Origin of the sequence: Nocardia beijingensis NBRC 16342, assembly GCF_001612785.1 — a bacterium.
GTDB lineage: Bacteria > Actinomycetota > Actinomycetes > Mycobacteriales > Mycobacteriaceae > Nocardia > Nocardia beijingensis.
In genome coordinates this window covers 1-17,873 of the sequence record NZ_BDBC01000065.1, presented here as the reverse complement: position 1 = coordinate 17,873, position 17,873 = coordinate 1, and the positions used below count along the sequence as shown (strand labels likewise).

At 67.0% G+C, this 17,873-nt stretch carries 19 protein-coding genes; 12 read left to right on the top strand and 7 right to left on the bottom strand.

Annotated features, from left to right (window positions below):
• Positions 1-39 precede the first annotated feature (39 nt).
• Positions 40-1,710, top strand: a complete 1,671-nt coding sequence (locus NB3_RS29970) for an FAD-dependent oxidoreductase (RefSeq protein WP_067809968.1) — start codon at positions 40-42, stop codon at positions 1,708-1,710.
• Positions 1,711-2,009: 299 nt separating this feature from the next.
• Here NB3_RS29970 and NB3_RS29965 read toward each other — a convergent pair whose 3' ends face one another.
• From NB3_RS29965 to NB3_RS29955, 3 genes are all read right to left on the bottom strand, one after another.
• Positions 2,010-2,813, bottom strand: coding sequence for an acyl-[acyl-carrier-protein] thioesterase (locus tag NB3_RS29965; RefSeq protein WP_067809967.1), 804 nt, complete (start codon positions 2,811-2,813; stop codon positions 2,010-2,012).
• 213 nt (positions 2,814-3,026) lie between these two features.
• Complete coding sequence (locus tag NB3_RS29960; protein WP_067809966.1) at positions 3,027-4,157, bottom strand: transglycosylase SLT domain-containing protein; 1,131 nt, start codon at positions 4,155-4,157, stop codon at positions 3,027-3,029.
• Positions 4,154-4,483: a type VII secretion target gene (locus tag NB3_RS29955; protein WP_067809964.1), complete on the bottom strand. Its 330-nt coding sequence runs from the start codon at positions 4,481-4,483 to the stop codon at positions 4,154-4,156. The genes NB3_RS29960 and NB3_RS29955 overlap by 4 nt, the downstream gene beginning before the upstream one ends.
• Before the next feature lie 145 nt (positions 4,484-4,628).
• On the opposite strand from NB3_RS29955, the gene NB3_RS29950 reads away from it, so the two are divergent.
• Positions 4,629-5,603, top strand: a complete 975-nt coding sequence (locus NB3_RS29950; protein ID WP_067809963.1) for an NADPH:quinone oxidoreductase family protein — start codon at positions 4,629-4,631, stop codon at positions 5,601-5,603.
• 22 nt (positions 5,604-5,625) lie between these two features.
• Entirely contained in the window at positions 5,626-6,738 is a 1,113-nt protein-coding gene (locus NB3_RS29945; protein ID WP_067809962.1) for a winged helix DNA-binding domain-containing protein, read from the top strand.
• 4 nt (positions 6,739-6,742) lie between these two features.
• Here NB3_RS29945 and NB3_RS29940 read toward each other — a convergent pair whose 3' ends face one another.
• Positions 6,743-7,267, bottom strand: coding sequence for an Lrp/AsnC family transcriptional regulator (locus NB3_RS29940; RefSeq protein ID WP_067809998.1), 525 nt, complete (start codon positions 7,265-7,267; stop codon positions 6,743-6,745).
• Between the two features lie 159 nt (positions 7,268-7,426).
• Between NB3_RS29940 and hppD the strand changes: the two genes are divergently transcribed.
• The 7 genes from hppD (at position 7,427) to tuf (ending at position 14,546) form a co-directional block, all read left to right on the top strand.
• On the top strand, positions 7,427-8,629 hold the full coding sequence (gene hppD / locus NB3_RS29935; protein ID WP_067809961.1) for a 4-hydroxyphenylpyruvate dioxygenase: 1,203 nt from the start codon (positions 7,427-7,429) through the stop codon (positions 8,627-8,629).
• Between the two features lie 104 nt (positions 8,630-8,733).
• The gene (locus tag NB3_RS29930) at positions 8,734-9,261 is read left to right on the top strand and encodes a DUF3558 domain-containing protein (RefSeq protein WP_067809959.1); all 528 of its coding nucleotides are present in this window, start codon (positions 8,734-8,736) and stop codon (positions 9,259-9,261) included.
• A 10-nt stretch (positions 9,262-9,271) separates the two neighbouring features.
• On the top strand, positions 9,272-9,829 hold the full coding sequence (locus NB3_RS29925) for a DUF3558 domain-containing protein (RefSeq protein ID WP_067809958.1): 558 nt from the start codon (positions 9,272-9,274) through the stop codon (positions 9,827-9,829).
• A gap of 342 nt (positions 9,830-10,171) precedes the next feature.
• The gene (gene rpsL, locus NB3_RS29920) at positions 10,172-10,546 is read left to right on the top strand and encodes a 30S ribosomal protein S12 (RefSeq protein ID WP_039801925.1); all 375 of its coding nucleotides are present in this window, start codon (positions 10,172-10,174) and stop codon (positions 10,544-10,546) included.
• A 1-nt stretch (position 10,547) separates the two neighbouring features.
• On the top strand, positions 10,548-11,018 hold the full coding sequence (gene rpsG, locus NB3_RS29915) for a 30S ribosomal protein S7 (protein ID WP_014353063.1): 471 nt from the start codon (positions 10,548-10,550) through the stop codon (positions 11,016-11,018).
• 136 nt (positions 11,019-11,154) lie between these two features.
• Positions 11,155-13,257 (top strand): elongation factor G, encoded by a 2,103-nt coding sequence (gene fusA, locus NB3_RS29910; protein ID WP_067809957.1) that lies wholly within the window; start codon positions 11,155-11,157, stop codon positions 13,255-13,257.
• Positions 13,258-13,355: 98 nt separating this feature from the next.
• On the top strand, positions 13,356-14,546 hold the full coding sequence (tuf, locus tag NB3_RS29905) for an elongation factor Tu (protein ID WP_067809956.1): 1,191 nt from the start codon (positions 13,356-13,358) through the stop codon (positions 14,544-14,546).
• Between the two features lie 66 nt (positions 14,547-14,612).
• Here tuf and NB3_RS29900 read toward each other — a convergent pair whose 3' ends face one another.
• The 3 genes from NB3_RS29900 to NB3_RS29890 all read right to left on the bottom strand — a co-directional run bounded on the left by NB3_RS29900 (position 14,613) and on the right by NB3_RS29890 (position 16,469).
• On the bottom strand, positions 14,613-15,254 hold the full coding sequence (locus tag NB3_RS29900) for a hypothetical protein (protein WP_157112088.1): 642 nt from the start codon (positions 15,252-15,254) through the stop codon (positions 14,613-14,615).
• Positions 15,255-15,795: 541 nt separating this feature from the next.
• Complete coding sequence (locus NB3_RS29895) at positions 15,796-16,230, bottom strand: type II toxin-antitoxin system VapC family toxin (protein ID WP_067809953.1); 435 nt, start codon at positions 16,228-16,230, stop codon at positions 15,796-15,798.
• Positions 16,227-16,469 carry a ribbon-helix-helix domain-containing protein gene (locus tag NB3_RS29890; protein WP_067809997.1) on the bottom strand — a complete coding sequence of 81 codons (243 nt, stop codon included), beginning with the start codon at positions 16,467-16,469 and terminating at the stop codon, positions 16,227-16,229. Before NB3_RS29890 ends, NB3_RS29895 begins: the two co-directional genes overlap by 4 nt.
• 351 nt (positions 16,470-16,820) lie before the next feature.
• Between NB3_RS29890 and NB3_RS29885 the strand changes: the two genes are divergently transcribed.
• Together NB3_RS29885 and NB3_RS29880 are read left to right on the top strand one after the other, a co-directional pair.
• Entirely contained in the window at positions 16,821-17,354 is a 534-nt protein-coding gene (locus NB3_RS29885; RefSeq protein WP_067809995.1) for a putative immunity protein, read from the top strand.
• Positions 17,351-17,860 carry a putative immunity protein gene (locus NB3_RS29880; protein WP_067809951.1) on the top strand — a complete coding sequence of 170 codons (510 nt, stop codon included), beginning with the start codon at positions 17,351-17,353 and terminating at the stop codon, positions 17,858-17,860. The genes NB3_RS29885 and NB3_RS29880 overlap by 4 nt, the downstream gene beginning before the upstream one ends.
• The last annotated feature ends 13 nt before the right edge of the window (positions 17,861-17,873 follow it).

Sequence of the window (17,873 nt, the reverse complement as noted above, 5' to 3'; positions counted from 1 at the left end):
TGGCCACAGCCCACGTACTTCTTCGAGGATCAGCACAATATGGCCTACGTAATCACGCAGCGTTGTTGCAACGACGCCAGCTGCGTCTCCGAGTGCCCGGTCGACTGCATCCGTCCCACTCCGGACCAGCCGGAGTTCGCGACGACCGAGATGCTCTACATCGACCCAGACACCTGTATCGACTGCGGCGCCTGTGTCGACGCGTGCCCGGTGGAGGCCATCTTCTCCGAGGACGATCTGACCGCGTCGCTGGCGCGATTCCGCGACATCAATGCCGCCTATTTCCAACGGCATCCGCTGGAGTCGAACTTCGATCCGATCGTCACGCCCGCGCGTCCGCCGAAGGAACTGGGCACCCTGCGCGTCGCGATCGTCGGCGCCGGGCCCGCGGCCTGCTACGCGGCCGACGAACTGCTGCGCAGGGCCGACGTGGAAGTCGAGATGTTCGACCGGCTGCCGACGCCGTGGGGCCTGGTGCGGGCGGGCGTCGCGCCCGACCACCCCGGCACCAAGACGGTCTCAGGCATGTTCGAGTCCGCGTTCCGCCGCGAGACGCTGCAGTACTACCTGAATGTCGAAGTCGGCACGCACATCTCGCACGAGGAATTGCTGCGCCACCATCACGCCGTGATCTACGCGGTCGGCGCCTCGAGCGATCGCAGGATGGGCGTCCCCGGCGAGGACCTGCCCGGCAGCCACTCCGCCACCGAGTTCGTCGCCTGGTACAACGGCCACCCCGACTACGCCGACCGGACCTTCGATCTGTCCGGCGAGCGCGCGGTGATCGTCGGCAACGGCAACGTCGCCTTGGACGTGGCGCGGGTGCTGACCGTCGACCCGGACGAGCTCGCCAAGACCGACATCGCCGACCACGCGCTGGACGCCCTGCGGCAGAGCAACATTCGCGAGGTGGTCGTGCTGGGCAGGCGCGGCCCGCTGCAGGCGGCCTACACCTCGCCGGAGTTCCTGGCGCTCGCGCATCTGAAGGGCGTCGACGTCATCGTGGACGAGAACGATCTGCGACTCGACCACGCCAGCCAGGCGCTCGTGGACGACCCGCAGGTGGAGCCGTCGCTGGCATTGAAGTACACCCTGGCCAAGGAGTACGCGGGCGGTCGCAGGGCCGAGGGCAACAAGCGGATCGTGTTCCGCTATCTGACCTCGCCCTCCGCGCTCACCGGCACCGATCGGGTGGAGTCCATCGAGATCGTGCACAACGAGCTGTTCGAAGAAGACGGTCAGCTCGTGGCGCGGCCGACCGACCGCACCGAGAGCATCGAGACCTCGCTGGTGCTGCGCTCCATCGGCTACCGCGGCGAGCGGATCGGCGAGCTGCCGTTCGACGAGCGGCGCGGCGTCGTGCCGAACGAGCACGGCCGGGTCGTCGGCGCGGACGGGACGCTGCTGAGCGGCGTGTACGTCAGCGGGTGGATCAAGCGGGGACCGCGCGGCGTCATCGGTTCCAACCGGACCGACGCCGAGGAGACGGTGGAGCTGCTGCTCGCCGACTTCACCGCAGGCAAACTGGCCGCGCCGCAGGCGGACCGCGCCGCGTTGAAGGCGCTGCTCGCCGAGCGTCAGGCCGAATTGGTGGACCGGGCGGGCTGGCGAGCGATCGACCAGGCGGAAAAGACCGCGGGCAAGTCCGCAGGCCGTCCCCGGGTCAAGTTCACCACCCGCGAAGACCTGCTCAAAGCCGCCCGCGGCTGACGATCCAGGACGCCGGTCGGACCACCGCACCCGACCGGCTCCACTCATAGAACGGTGCCGACGTGCCCCGAGTATCGGCCGTAAAGAATGAGTACGCGCCGATCGCGCCTCCGCGGGCGACCGGGGCTTTCGGGCCGTAGCGCTCATTCGGCGGGGCCACCGCCACGGCGAAACGTCTCGGCGAGAACCGGCCGACTGATCTCGCAAGTACATGGGTAACTCACCGGGTACGCCCGAATACCGAGCGCCACCCAACGCAGGACCTGAACGCGACTCCAGTGGCTCGCGACTGGTACGGCCTAAAAACTCGGAGAGGCGGGGGAGCCGGGGGAGCCCGGCAATGGCATGATGCGGACCACGGTCGTAGTGGTCCCACCGACCACGAACCACAGCCGCAGCACCGGCTGGCCGGTCCGGTCACCGGGTTCGTACCGGCTGCGCACGCTCACGTGCTGACGCGCCAGCACCGGCGCCACGTATTCGATCACCGCGCGATGCGGGCCTGCGAGCAGCTTGGGATATTCCACCAGGAACTGTTCCACCGCTTGCCAGTAACAGGCATTGTTGACGTGGTTGTACTGGTCGATATCGGTGGCGCGCACCGGGAACGGCAAGTCGGTGTCCGACTCCGGCGGTGTGGCGTCGGTCAGGTAGGGCCGCCACCGCAGGCGGTGTTCGGTGGACGTGCGGGCGAGGTAGGCGAGGCCCTCGTCGCTGATCCTGGCGGGCATGCCGGTGGACTCGCTGATATTGATCCAGAAGCCCTCGGTCTCGATCAACCCGCCGTTGCCGCTGGTGATTCGCACGCGCATGTTGGTCCACCGGGTGGACATCGCCGAGCACCACCGCAGCAGGCGCACCTCGTCCGGCCACACGATCGGCCGGATCACGTCGATGACGGTGCGCCGGACGATCCAGTTGGGGTCGGTGCGGTGGAAGAAGGTGCTATGCAGATTTTCCCAGGCGATATCTTGCAGGTAGCGGGCGACGGCGTCGAACCGCAACCGGTCGTAGGGATCCACATCGCCAGCCCGGATGGGCCACGCCGAAGCAAAGCCCATGCCCTCCTGGGGAAGCGGGGCGAGTGGCTGATCGAGTGACACTTGTGCTCCTCGCGCTGCACGGTGTGCCGCGTTTTCTTCGTGCGGTGCTGTTGTGACGACTTTACGGGGCGTACGTCACACCCTCGCGTCGAGCCGTCCCTACCTCCTTAATAGTCCGTCAGCCGGGACGTGGGCCAGCAAAAACGGGGGTCTTGCGTGCCGACGACACCCGGTTGCCGCGCTCGATGGGCGTGGAGCACGGCCGTGCGCCGGTCAGTAACCCTGGTACGCGCCGCCCGAGTTCACGGCCGCGACGCCGGGGACATTGCCGAGCGAGCCGTAGCGGTCGATGGAGTACCGCACGCCGGCGATGATGTTGTCGACCGGGTTCCAGATGTCGTCGTGGCCGGGCGCCTTGTAGGCGTTGAACGTGCTGTCGATGGTCTGCATCAGACCCTTGGACGGATGTCCGGCCACCCAGTTGCTGTCCCAGCGGTTCTCCGCGTACGGATTGCCCGCGGACTCGTGCTCGATGATCAGCGCGATGGCCCGCTCGTCGAGGTCGGCGGGGTTGTAACCCATCGCGATGAGCTTCTGCTTCGCTTGGGCGATCCACTGCGCGACGTCCCCGGTCGGCATGGGGCCGGACGGCGCCGACGAACTCGGGCCGCCGTGGTACGGCGTGCCGGACGAGGTGCCATGCGGCGAACCGGAGTTGTGCCCGGAGGTGAGCTGGCTCGAGTGGTGCGACGAAGGCGCGGCCACCGGAGTGCCCGACGTGGCGGCCGGTGCGGTGGCGGCGGGCGCGGTGGGAGCCGCGGGCACGTTGGCGGCGGGCTCACCGAGCCCGGCGAAAGCGGCCTCCAACTTCCCGACCGCGCCCTCGACCTGGGTCTTCGCCTGGTTCGCGACGTCATCGGCGGTCTTGAGCGCGTTGGTCAGCTCCCACGTCCGCGAGGCCGCCTGCAGCGCTTCCTGGAAGACGAGCCCCTCGACGTCGGCCTTGTCCGCGTGCGAGCGCAGGTAGTCGATGCGCGTCTTGGCGTCCACGGTGCCGTTGGGCGCGACATCGAACGGCGGCGTCTGGTTCGACGCGTCGTCGCGCAGGCTCAGCACCTTGGCTTTCGCCTCGGTGAGATTCTGCACCTGGGTGGTGAAGGCAGTCTTCAGCTCGAGCAGCGCGGCGCTCACGGCGGAGGCGCGGGTCTTCTCGGTCTGCATCCTGGCGTTCGCGGCGTCGCCCGCGGCGCCGGACCACTGCTTGGCGTCGGCGAGCGCTTTCGTGTCGTCCGCGCCCTTGCCGACCGCGGTGTCCAGGCCCTGCGACATCCGTTCGGCGAGCGCGCCCGCCGCCGTGAGCTGCTCCGGCTGCCAGTTCTCGACGTCTGGGATGGTGAGGCTCATGGCACCTGGAGTCCTATGGTGCGGAGTTTCGCCGCGAAATCGTCCTCGGCCAGCTCGTACTTGCCCGCGGCGTTGTGCAGGTTGTCGGCGATCGCGGTGAGCCGCGAGCCGATCCGTTCCAGGCAGCGGTGCGCGGCGTCGTTCGCGCGCTGGGCCACCGGGCCGAAGTCGGTGCCGGGCAGCGCCCCGGCCACGGCGCCGAAACCCTCGCCGCCGAGGCCTGCGACCGAGGTGGCCTCCGTGTGCAGCGTCTGCGCGAACGAGCGCAGCGCCGCCGGATCGACTTGCATCGTCGTCGCAGGTTGTGACTGGTTTTGCTCGACCATGAATCCCCCTTCCCTCCCGACCGCGAGGTCGCGGCCAGCATAGCAAAATCGGGCGTCCGGACGGGCGTCGTCGGAGCGGGCCGGTTATGTTGTCGGTGTGGCGCCGGTGCGGAGCAGGCCGGTGCGAGGACAGAGAGGTCGGCACATGCGCGCAGCCCAGGTCAGCAAGCTGGAAGGACCGGAAGCGGTCCGGATCGTGGACATCCCGGAGCCCGTGGCTTTCCCGGGAGGCGTTGTGATCGACGTGCACGCGGCCGGGGTCGCCTTTCCCGACGTGCTGATGACGCGCGGCCTGTACCAGATGAAGCCCGAATTGCCGTTCGTCGTCGGCGGCGAGGTCGCCGGCATCGTCCGCGAAGCTCCCGAGGACGCGCACGTGCGCAAGGGGGACCGGGTGATCGCGCTGACCATGCTCGGCAACGCGATGGCCGAGACGGCCGTCGCGCCGGCCCAGATGGTGTTCCGCCTGCCCGACAACGTCTCGCTGGAGGCGGGCGCAGGCATCCTGTTCAACGACCTCACCGTGCACTTCTGCCTGCGTACCAGGGGCAGGCTGGCGGAAGGCGAGACGGTGCTCGTGCACGGCGCCGCGGGCGGCATCGGCACCTCGACGCTGCGCATGGCCGCCGCGCTCGGGGCGGGCCGGGTGATCGCCGTGGTGAGCACCGAGGCGAAGGCCGAGGTAGCGCGCGCCAACGGAGCCACCGACGTGGTGCTGACCGACGGCTGGCTGGCGGCGGTGAAGGAACTGACCGGCGGCCGCGGCGTCGACATCGTGCTCGACCCGGTCGGCGGTGACCGCTTCACCGACAGCATCCGGTCGCTCGCCTCCGCGGGCCGGTTGCTGGTCGTCGGCTTCACCGCGGGCGAGATCCCGACCGTCAAGGTCAACCGGCTGCTGCTGAAGAACGTCGAGGTGACCGGCGCGGCGTGGGGCGAGTGGGTGATGTCGCATCCGGGCTACCTGCAGGAGCAGTGGGCCGAGGTGGAACCGCTGCTCGCCTCCGGCAAGATCGCGCCGCCGGAGCCGGTGCTGTACCCGCTGGACAAGGCGGCCGAGGCGGTCGCCTCGCTGGACAACCGGACGGCCACCGGCAAGGTCGTGGTCACGCTGCGCTGACGTAGATACCGGCCGTCGCGTCATGAAGCTGTCCACCCGGGTACTGAACCGGACCCTGCTGGCTCGCCAGCATCTGCTCGAGCGCTCCCCGCTGACGGTGCACGAGATGTGCGAGCATCTCGTCGGCTTGCAGGCGCAGGATTCGCTGCCGCCGTTCATCGCCTTGTTCAGCCGCGTCGCGGCCTTCGATCCGGCGACGGTGTCCGACGCGCTCGAGGACCGGTCGTTGGTCCGGATCACTTTGATGCGGGGCACGATTCACCTGGTCACGCCGCCCGACGCGGTGCGGATCGCGCCGCACGTGCAGCCGGAACTGGAGAAAGTGCCCTTCCGCAAGGGCTTCAACTACGGCGCCATGGTCGGGCTGGATCCGGAGGAGGTGCGCGGGCACGGCGAAGCGACGCTCGGTGACGAGCCGATGTCCGCGGCCGACCTGCGCGCCCGCGCCGCCGAGCTGTACCCCGGCCGCGATCCCGGCGCGGTGGTGCAGACCTGGCTGTACCAGCTGCCGGTGTTGCAGACTCCGCCGCGCGGCAAGTGGAAGGACAACAGCAGACCGATCTGGTCGCGGGTGGAGCCTTGGTTGGGCACGCCGCTCGATCCCGCATATCCGTTGGCGGAGTTGCTCTTCCGGTACCTGCGTGCTTTCGGTCCCGCGAGCACCATGGACATGCAGACCTGGTCGAAGCTCCTCGGCATGAAGCAGGCCGTGGCGGAACTGGGCGATCGGGTCCGCACCTACACCGACGAGCGCGGTCGCACACTCTACGACGTCGCCGACGGCGAACTCGCCGATCCGGACGTCCCCGCTCCGGTGCGGCTGCTCGGTTGGTACGACAACGCCGTGCTGTCGCACCGGGACCGGACCCGGATCGTGCCCGACGGCGCGGCGCCTCCGCTGCGCGCGTTCGCCGCTCAGGTGTCCCCGGTGCTGGTCGACGGCTTCCTCGCGGGTTTGTACAAGGTCTTCACGGACGCGAGCGCCGCCCGGCTCCGCATCAGTCCTACCCGGAAGTGGACGGCGGCGGAGCGCGCGGACGTCGAGGCTGAGGCGCACGCTCTGCTCGGCTTCTTGGAAGGGGACAAGCAGCGGAGCGTGGAAATCCTCGACGTGCACGCCGACCTGCGCCCTTGACCTGTTACGGTTCGCGGGCCGGTCGGTAGGCGGGCGCTTTGGTGGTCCCGGTCGGGGTCAGCGTGCGCAGCAGGGGCAGCGCCCGGCGTGCCACCACGGTCGAGAGCACGATGACGCTGTGTGACCGCACCACCGAGGACGTCCGGTCGATGCTCAGCAGCACGGCCTGCAACCCCGCGTGCGAGTCGGCCCCGATCCGGCACAGCACGTCGCCGGTGCCGGTCGTGGCGTAGGCCTCCAGCACGCCGGGTATGGCGTCCAGTTCGGAGGCCACCGTGTCCAGCGCACCCTGGGCTATCTCCAGCGTGACGAATGCCTGCACGTCGAACCCCGCCGCGGTGACGTCGATCTGCGGATCGTACGAGGCGATCACGCCGGACTCCTCCATGCGCGCGATCCTGGACTGCACGGTGGCTCTGGCCACTCTGGTCCGGCGGGACAGTTCGAGAATGCCCGCTTTCTGGTACTCGTGCATCGCGGTGAGGATGGCGAGATCGAGTTCGTCGAGCTTCGCCGATGTGCGCGCCATGACGGCCTCCGTTCCGGCGCCGAGCCGGGCTCGCTGCCCGGCTGGCCTGCTATTCAAATTGTCCAGCATCAGGCACCGTTTACTAGCCGAATTCGCCACCCTGTCTATCGAGATTCGTCGCTGTTGCCTATCCGGCGGACCCGGCGATTTCCTTGGACCATGACCATCGAGCACTTGCGGCAAGCCCGGCCCGGCGCGGGTCCCAGCGACGGCGAGCTGCGCAGGCTCGTGGGGCTGGTCGACCACGACAACAGCGGCGACCCGTTCCCGGTCATCGGATGGGACGCTCTGGTCTGGGTGGTCGGCAACGCCACCCAGACCGCGCACTTCCTGGAATCCGCCTTCGGCATGCGGTTGGAGGCGTACTCCGGTCCGGAGACCGGCAATCGCGACCACAAGGCCTTCGTCCTGCGCAGCGGCGCGGCGCGGTTCGTGATCACCGGAGCGGTCGACCCGGACAGTCCGCTGGTCGCCCACCACGATCGGCACGGCGACGGCGTGGTCGACATCGCGCTCGAAGTGCCCGACGTCGACCGCTGCGTGGCGTGGGCGCGCACCCATGGCGCCACCGTCCTCGTCGAACCGCACGACGAGACCGACGAATTCGGCACGGTTCGCTCGGCCGCGCTGGCCACCTATGGCGACACCAGGCACACGCTGGTCGACCGTTCCCGCTACTACGGGCCCTACCTGCCCGGTTATGTCGCGCGCCGCTCCAACTACCGGCGCCGCGACGGGGCGCCGACTCGGTTGTTCCAGGCGATCGACCACGTCGTCGGCAACGTGGAACTCGGCCGGATGGACGAGTGGGTCGAGTTCTATCGGCGCGTCATGGGTTTCACCAACATGGCCGAGTTCGTCGGCGACGACATCGCCACCGAGTACTCCGCGCTGATGAGCAAGGTGGTCGCCAACGGAAACCACCGGGTGAAGTTCCCGCTCAACGAGCCCGCCGTCGGCAAGAAACGCTCGCAGATCGATGAGTACCTGGAGTTCTACCGCGGCCCGGGAGTCCAGCACATCGCACTCGCCACCGGCGACATCCTCGCCTGCGTCGACGCCTTGCGCCAAGAGGGCGTCGAGTTCCTGGAGACGCCAGCGGCCTACTACGAGGATCCCGAACTGCGCGCCCGCATCGGCCGGGTCCGCGTCCCGGTCGAAGAACTCCAGCGCCGCGGCATCCTGGTCGACCGCGACGAGGACGGCTACTTGCTGCAGATCTTCACCAGACCACTCACCGACCGCCCCACGGTCTTCTTCGAACTCATCGAACGCCACGGCTCCCTCGGTTTCGGCAAGGGCAATTTCAAGGCCCTGTTCGAGGCGATCGAACGCGAACAGCAAGCACGCGGCAATCTGTAGGCGGCGCGCGGCGCGGCGTGGGCTCTCCCGGCCGGCGCTCGCCGCGCTGCCCGGCCGTGTTCGTCGGACCGTCCGCCCGGCGGGTAATCGGTAGAGTTCATCCCATGCGGATCAAGTCGGCGGTCGTGACCGCGACAGCCTTGGTACTCGCACTGGCGGGTTGCGGTTCGGGCGGAGACTCCGAGGACTCCGGTCCGTCGCGTCCGGCGCCCAAAGTGGTTGCGCTGGGTCCGTTCGTCGGGGAGTGCGGGCACGTGACCGATGACGAGGTGCGCACTCTCGGCGGTCTCGGCCGGATCTCGGGGGTGTTCCGCAACGCGGTCGGCTGCAACTGGCAATCTGCTGGAATCGGTTCTCCCAGTATCACGTTCGCTTCGTATCGGGGTAGTCCGATCGAGCGGGAGCGGGCCTGGGTGACCGTGAACGGCCGGGCGCCGGACCCGATAAAGATCGGCGGGCGCGACGGATTCGCCGCCTTGGATCCGAATGGAACGATCTGCGATCTGGCGGTGCAGCTCGGTGACGACTTCTTCGAGTGGTCGACGAACATCGGACAGTTCGGCGCCGTCTCCGGCAATCCGTGCGACCGCAGCCGCGCTCTCGCCGAGCTGACTCTGCAGCGGATGCAGTGAGGGGCAGGGGATGAACGTGCGACGAGTTCGGCGCGGGCGCGGCGCGGTGGCCGCCGCGGCGGTGACGGTGGCGTTGATCGTGGGCGGGTGCGGCCAAGTGGTGCCCGGTTCGCCGCAGCCCGTCGGCGGAAGCCAGCCCGTAAACACCAGGCTGGACAAGTTGCTGCGCGAATGCCAGATCCTGTCCGAGGACCAGATCGGCAAGGCCATCGGCGAGAGCGTCACGGTCAGCGAGTCGTTCTTCGGCGCGGTGTGCATGTGGGATCTCGTCGGCGCGCCCGGCGGCAACGGGATGGCGACACTCAACTGGTACGAGAACGGGACGCTCAGCAACGAGAAGCAGACGAACAACAAACTCGGTTACGAGACCACCAATATCACCATCCAGAGTTCATTGGCGTTGCAGATCCGCAGGCCGAAGGACCCGGATTCCTGCGGTGTGACGGCGAGCGCACCGGACAACGGCGTGATCGGCTGGTGGATCAACTACCGCCCCGGCTCGGCGCACCCCGATCCGTGCGACGCGGCGAAGAAGCTGATGGAATTGACCCTGAACCTGGCCAGGTAGACGATCGTCGAGCCGACCCGCTTTGACCGTGTGTCCCGGCCACGGGTATCGTGGACCGCTGTGCCCGGAAGCATGCGGGCAAGTTCGTGCGTGACCGTAGGCCAGCGAGAGCGGCCGACGACTCCAGCGTGCCCGGATTCAGGGCTCCGCGCCGCGCGCGACACGCCCGACCTCGGGACGCGAGAAACGTGGCCGGACGTGCGAGTGAAAGCTCGATGACAGCGATGTGAACGACGGGCCCGGCAGTGGAAGCTTGCCTCCACGAAGGGCCCCGGGAGCGCCGCGAACAAAACCAGACATAGAAGTCCACACACCGCGTCAACAAATAAGGAAAGCCGGTCTATGCCAACCATCAACCAGCTGGTCCGCAAGGGTCGCCGCGACAAGGTCGCCAAGACGAAGACCGCGGCCCTGAAGGGGAGCCCGCAGCGTCGTGGCGTGTGCACCCGCGTGTACACCACGACCCCGAAGAAGCCGAACTCCGCGCTGCGCAAGGTCGCGCGTGTTCGCCTGACCAGCTCGGTCGAGGTCACGGCCTACATCCCGGGCGAGGGGCACAACCTGCAGGAGCACTCCATGGTGCTCGTGCGCGGCGGTCGTGTGAAGGACCTCCCCGGTGTTCGTTACAAGATCATTCGCGGCTCCCTCGACACCCAGGGTGTGAAGAACCGCAAGCAGGCCCGCAGCCGCTACGGCGCCAAGAAGGAGAAGAGCTGATATGCCACGCAAGGGCCCCGCACCCAAGCGTCCGCTGATCAACGACCCGGTCTACGGTTCGCCGCTGGTCACTCAGCTGGTCAACAAGATCCTGCTGGACGGCAAGAAGTCCACCGCAGAGCGCATCGTCTACGGCGCGCTGGAGCAGGCGCGTGAGAAGACCGGCACCGACCCGGTCGTCACCCTCAAGCGCGCGCTGGACAACGTCAAGCCGTCGCTGGAGGTGAAGCCCCGCCGCGTCGGTGGCGCCACCTACCAGGTTCCGGTCGAGGTCCGTCCCGGCCGCGCCAACACCCTGGCCCTGCGCTGGCTGGTCAACTTCTCGCGTGCGCGCCGGGAGAAGACCATGGTCGAGCGCCTGGCCAACGAACTGCTCGACGCCAGCAACGGCCTCGGCGCCTCGGTCAAGCGCCGCGAGGACACCCACAAGATGGCCGAGTCCAACCGGGCCTTCGCGCACTACCGCTGGTGACGTCTGCCCGGCCCGTCGTCTGGGTCGGGAGGCACAGCCGGAGGCGGCACGAACCGGCCGCTTCCGGCGTTGACAGAGAGGCGACCACAGGGTCGTCCCCGATAATCCCAACTAGCTACGAGCGGGGAAGATTTCCGTGGCACAGGACGTGCTCACCGACCTGAACAAGGTCCGCAACATCGGCATCATGGCCCACATCGATGCGGGCAAGACGACCACAACCGAACGCATCCTCTTCTACACCGGCATCACCTACAAGATCGGTGAGGTCCACGACGGCGCTGCCACGATGGACTGGATGGAGCAGGAGCAGGAGCGTGGTATCACCATCACCTCCGCGGCTACCACGTGCTTCTGGAAAGACAACCAGATCAACATCATCGACACCCCCGGGCACGTCGACTTCACCGTGGAGGTGGAGCGGTCGCTGCGCGTGCTCGACGGCGCCGTCGCGGTGTTCGACGGCAAGGAGGGCGTCGAGCCGCAGTCCGAGCAGGTGTGGCGTCAGGCGGACAAGTACGACGTGCCGCGGATCTGCTTCGTCAACAAGATGGACAAGCTCGGTGCCGACTTCTACTTCACCGTGCAGACCATCAAGGACCGCCTCGGCGCGAAGCCGCTGGTCATCCAGCTGCCGATCGGCGCGGAGGACACCTTCGAGGGCATCGTCGACCTGGTCGAGAACAACGCCAAGGTCTGGCGTGGCGAGACCAAGCTCGGTGAGCAGTACGAGGTCGTCGAGATCCCGGACGACCTGAAGGAGCAGGCCGAGCAGTACCGCCAGGAACTGCTGGAGACCGTCGCCGAGTCGGACGAGGCGCTGCTGGAGAAGTTCTTCGGCGGCGAAGAGCTGACCGTCGAGGAGATCAAGGGCGCCATCCGCAAGCTGACGGTGACCTCCGAGCTCTACCCGGTGCTGTGCGGCTCCGCGTTCAAGAACAAGGGCGTACAGCCCATGCTCGACGCGGTCATCGACTACCTGCCCTCGCCGCTGGACGTGGAGGCCACCACCGGCCACGTGCCCGGCAAGGAAGAGGAACTGCTCACCCGCAAGCCGAGCGCCGACGAGCCGTTCGCGGCCCTGGCGTTCAAGATCGCGGTGCACCCGTTCTTCGGCAAGCTGACCTACGTCCGCGTGTACTCCGGCAAGGTCGACTCCGGCGCCCAGGTCATCAACTCGACCAAGGGCAAGAAGGAGCGTCTGGGCAAGCTGTTCCAGATGCACTCCAACAAGGAGAACCCGGTCGGCGCGGCCTCGGCCGGTCACATCTACGCGGTCATCGGCCTCAAGGACACCACCACCGGTGACACCCTGTGCGATCCGCAGAACCAGATCGTGCTCGAGTCCATGACCTTCCCGGACCCGGTCATCGAGGTCTCCATCGAGCCGAAGACCAAGTCCGACCAGGAGAAGCTGGGCACCGCGATCCAGCGCCTCTCCGAAGAGGACCCGACCTTCTCGGTCAAGCTGGACGCCGAGACCGGCCAGACCGTCATCGGCGGTATGGGCGAGCTGCACCTCGACATCCTGGTCGACCGCATGAAGCGGGAATTCAAGGTCGAGGCGAACGTCGGTAAGCCGCAGGTGGCCTACCGCGAGACGATCACCAGGCCGGTGGAGAAGCTCGAGTACACGCACAAGAAGCAGACCGGTGGTTCCGGCCAGTTCGCGAAGGTGATCATCGCGCTGGAGCCGTTCGTCGGCGAGGACGGCGCGCACTACGAGTTCGAGAACAAGGTCACCGGTGGCCGCGTGCCGAGGGAGTACATCCCTTCGGTGGATGCGGGCGCCCAGGACGCCATGCAGTACGGTGTGCTCGCCGGCTACCCGCTGGTGAACCTGAAGGTCACGCTGCTCGACGGCGCCTACCACGACGTCGACTCGTCGGAAATGGCGTTCAAGATCGCGGGCGCGCAAGCGCTCAAGGAAGCGGCCCGCAAGGCCGGTCCGGTGATCCTCGAGCCGATGATGGCGGTCGAGGTCACGACGCCCGAGGATTACATGGGCGACGTGATCGGCGACCTGAACTCCCGCCGTGGTCAGATCCAGGCCATGGAGGAACGCAGTGGTGCCCGTGTCGTCAAGGCGCTGGTTCCGCTCTCGGAGATGTTCGGTTACATCGGTGACCTGCGGTCGAAGACCCAGGGCCGGGCGAACTACTCCATGGTGTTCGACTCGTACGCGGAGGTTCCGGCCAACGTGTCGAAGGAGATCATCGCCAAGGCGACCGGCGAGTAATGACTCCCGGGCGTTTGTAAACCCTTTCCCCGTTGTCCGCGGGGATGACCCCGCACTGCTGCAATTGCACGCACCAACAAGTCCAGGAGGACAAAACAGTGGCGAAGGCGAAGTTCGAGCGGACGAAGCCGCACGTCAACATCGGCACCATCGGTCACGTCGACCACGGCAAGACCACGCTGACCGCAGCGATCACCAAGGTGCTGGCTGACAAGTACCCGGATCTGAACGAGAGCTTCGCGTTCGATCAGATCGACAAGGCGCCCGAGGAGAAGGCTCGTGGTATCACGATCAACATCTCCCACGTCGAGTACCAGACGGAGAAGCGCCACTACGCGCACGTCGACGCCCCGGGTCACGCCGACTACATCAAGAACATGATCACCGGTGCGGCGCAGATGGACGGTGCCATCCTCGTGGTCGCCGCCACCGACGGCCCGATGCCGCAGACCCGTGAGCACGTGCTGCTCGCTCGTCAGGTCGGCGTGCCCTACATCCTGGTCGCGCTGAACAAGGCCGACATGGTCGACGACGAGGAAATCCTCGAGCTCGTCGAGATGGAGGTCCGCGAGCTGCTGGCTTCGCAGGAGTTCGACGAGGACGCGCCGGTCGTGCGGGTCTCCGGTCTGAAGGCGCTCGAGGGCGACCCGAAGTGGGCGGAGTCGGTGCTGGAGCTGATGGCCGCGGTCGACGAGTCGATCCCGGACCCGGTTCGTGAGACCGACAAGCCGTTCCTGATGCCGATCGAGGACGTCTTCACCATCACCGGTCGTGGCACCGTGGTCACCGGTCGTGTCGAGCGTGGCGTGATCAACGTGAACGAGGAAGTCGAGATCGTCGGCATCCGCGAGAAGACCACCAAGACCACCGTCACCGGTGTCGAGATGTTCCGCAAGCTGCTGGACCAGGGCCAGGCGGGCGACAACGTCGGTCTGCTGGTTCGTGGTCTGAAGCGTGAGGACGTGGAGCGCGGCCAGGTTGTCGTGAAGCCGGGCACCACCACCCCGCACACCGAGTTCGAGGGCCAGGCGTACATCCTGTCGAAGGACGAGGGCGGCCGCCACACCCCGTTCTTCAACAACTACCGTCCGCAGTTCTACTTCCGTACGACTGACGTGACGGGCGTTGTGACCCTGCCCGAGGGCACCGAGATGGTCATGCCCGGTGACAACACCGAGATGTCCGTCAAGCTGATCCAGCCGGTCGCCATGGACGAGGGTCTGCGCTTCGCGATCCGCGAGGGTGGCCGCACCGTCGGCGCCGGTCGCGTCACGAAGATCATCAAGTGATTCGCTGAATCGCCGCTCACGGCGCCGCTCCTCCGGGAGCGGCGCCGTTCGCGTTTTCGGGGGTGATCAGCAGCTATAGGCGCGGCCGACGACTGGTTCTCGTTCCGCATCCTGTTCACGCAGACAGCCGAGGGGGACGACGCCGTCGCTGCTCAGCTGCACGCCCGTGCCCCGGGCGGGGTTCACGCAGGTGAGGCCCGTCGTCGCTAGGCGGCAGGCGTAGTCGCCGAAGGTGATGGTGCTGTCGTACGGCAACGTCCGGCCCTCACCGTTGACGAAAAGCCCTGGGTCGCCCCGGAATTGGCCCACCGTCAACCGGTCTCCGGAGTACGTCACGTATCCGCCGAACCACTGGCCGTAGCCCTCGCCGGGCGCTGGCATCGGTTCCTTCAGCTCTACCATGCAGTCGAATCCGTCGAAACCGAGCTCGGTGCCAGTGATACAGCTGATCTTGTGGGTCGGACTGACGAACGCGATGTCGGCCTTCAGATCTGTGGCCGGGCCACCCTCGGGCGCGGTGGAGTGATAGGGCGCGAGATCGGTCGGTGATCCCTGCCGTACCCAAGCAATTCGATCGTTCAACTGACTCGCCGCCGCCGGACTCGGTTGGGACGAAGCCGTACCCGCCATCGGCTGCGGCTTTCCCTCGGTGGAATGCGAACACGCACTTACCATCAGCGCCACGCTGACCAAGACCGCCAACCGCATACCGAGACAGTACTCATCGCCTGCCAGCTGAACATCATGGATGCTCGTCGACGTGCCGCGCCGGTCTGGGCGAGCGCCGGATCCCGGGCACGGACGCGGAAACCGATGCCGCGGGAAACCTGCCCCGCCAGGCGGATCCGAATCGCGAGCCACCTTGTAGCGAGATAGTGCTAGTGACTCAGCGCAATTTTCTGCGAAGAGTGACCCCCGGCCCGTCGGGTGTTGGTCCCTGAGCGATAAGGCGAAGACAGCTTCACCAGATCTCTTGTTGCGACATAAAACCTCGGAGAGTAGCCCTACGATTGTCCGGGATGAGTTGTCGGAGAGGGCAACTCGCGGGCCGGACCGCTGAACGCGACACGCGCCTCAGCGCGGGAGCGCCAGCGCTACAGCGAACTAAGGTGGCTGACGAATTACGCCGAGAGCCCCATCGCGAGCGGAACAAGCAGCGGCTGCCTCACAGTCCTGGCAGCAACCTCGTCCCATCCTTCGCTATGGGTCATTTGCGGGACTTGTCCAGCGTGAGCCGGTGCCCAGGTTGTCAGGTGTCGGCGGGCAGGATCCGGAAGGAGCGGAAACCGGGTGTCAGTGGTTCGATGGCGCGGAAATCGCGCTGGTCGAGGGTGAAGATGCAGTCGGTCTTGTATTTGTCGGCGAGCGCGACGCCGACCGCGTCGGCGAGGTCGAGTTGCAACCCTTCATATTTGGCTCGGACCGATTGCGCCGTGGCCAGGTCTACATGCTTCAATTCGGCAAGACGGTAGCGGCCGTCGATGGCTCGGCCCAAGAGCGCGTCGGTGATCTTCATCGCAGCGGTGAAGCCGAGGTCACGGCGTGTCAAGTGATCCAACTCGGTCAGCACCAGCGGCGATATGATCAGGGTTTCGCGTTCCATCACGCGCAGAGTCTGTTCGTGTTCGTCTTGGTCGGCGTCGAACGCGGCGAAGAGCGCCGAGGTGTCGGCGACGATGATCATCGACGGGCCGATCGCTGCTTGATCTGCTGGTAGAGATCTTCACGCATCTCGTCGGCACTGCGCGCGCGCCCGCTGTGGAAGACGGGGAGAGGCGCGTCGTTGCGTGGCCGGTCGGATGCCTCCAGCAGCATCGCAATACCGCGGCGAATGAGTTCCGCCTTGCTCACCCCCGTTGCCGCGGCCTCCGCATCGAGCCGGACCTCCAGCTCCTCGGGGAGATACACGGTTGTCTTGACCATGCCATATAGGGTACCACCCGCTATCGGGGCGCTTGAGACTTGATCAAGCTCGGTTCGCGATCGATCTTCCAGCCCGATCGCGGCAAGGAACGTCTCCATATCGCCTGCAGTTCAGCACGCCGGACGTCCCAGAATGAGTGTTGACGATCATCTCGAGTGGAAAGGCGGATGCTCTTCCAGCGGGCTGGTCGTTGGCTGCTGAGGTATCACTTTGAAGGTTTTTGGTCATATTCGCTGGTTATGCGGCTGCAACGTTTAACCGGATGTTCAAAGTTACGATCAGAGGGTGTGAATCTTCAGTCAGAGCCTCCCCTCCGGCGCAAGCCTCGCATTCCGGATTTCGTGTTGACCATGGATGAGATCAGGGCGGTGACGGCCTTTGCCGTGAGCTCGGCAGAGCAGGTACTGCCGCTGTTCGAGGCGTGTTACCGCGAGGACAGCAGACCCCGCGACGCACTCGCCGCCGCCGCTGCGTTCGTCCATGGAGACCGCCGTTCCCGCGCCCAGCGTGTGACGGCAACTGGCGCTCACCGGGCTGGAAGAGAGGCGGCGGCGCCCGTGGCGTTTCACGCCGCGATGGCCGCGGGCGATGCCGCCGCGTCGGCGTATCTGCATCCGCTGGCAGATGCCGTGCAGGTCAACCACATCCTGCGGGCGTCCGCGCACACCATCCGGGCGTTCGAGCTGAGCCCCAGCGAGGAATACGCGGGCGACCTGATCGAGCGCATTGTTGACGTTGCGACGCCACTGCTGATGGACGTCCTCCGCCGCTATCCGCGGGTACCCGCCGGAGCGAACCAGGTCAGCCAGCTCGTGCACGAACTCGACAATCGTCTGCGAGACCAGCCGCGCACCCCGCCGATGCGACTGCCGGAGGGGCGATGATCCTGCCCAAGATCCGTGATCCCCGGATGGTGACGATCCGTCGAGGGGGTTCCCTGACCGACACCGACCATCAGTTGCTCGCGCTGTGGGCGGCAGCGTGCGCCGAGCACGTTCTCGGCTATTTCGAGCGCGAACAGCCCGACGATCCGCGCCCACGAGACGCCATCGCCGCCGCCAGAGCGTGGGCGCGAGGCGACATGCCGATGATGCGGGCCCGCGCGGCAGGCGGACACGCGATGGGTGCCGCCCGCCCACTGACCGGCGCGGCCCGATTCGCCGCCTACGCCGCCGGGCAAGCCGCATGCGTCGGACATGTCGCCGAACACGACCTCGGCGCCGCCGCCTACGCGATCAAAGCCGTGCGAAGCGCGCACCCCGACAATCCCCAGGCGGGCCGGATCGAGCGGGACTGGCAGCGAGACCAGCTCACCGATCCGATCCGCGGTCTGGTCCTCGAAGACCAGGCCCGGCGCGACAGCATCTGCTGGTCGGTCTTCTCCGACTGAGTCGCACGGCACC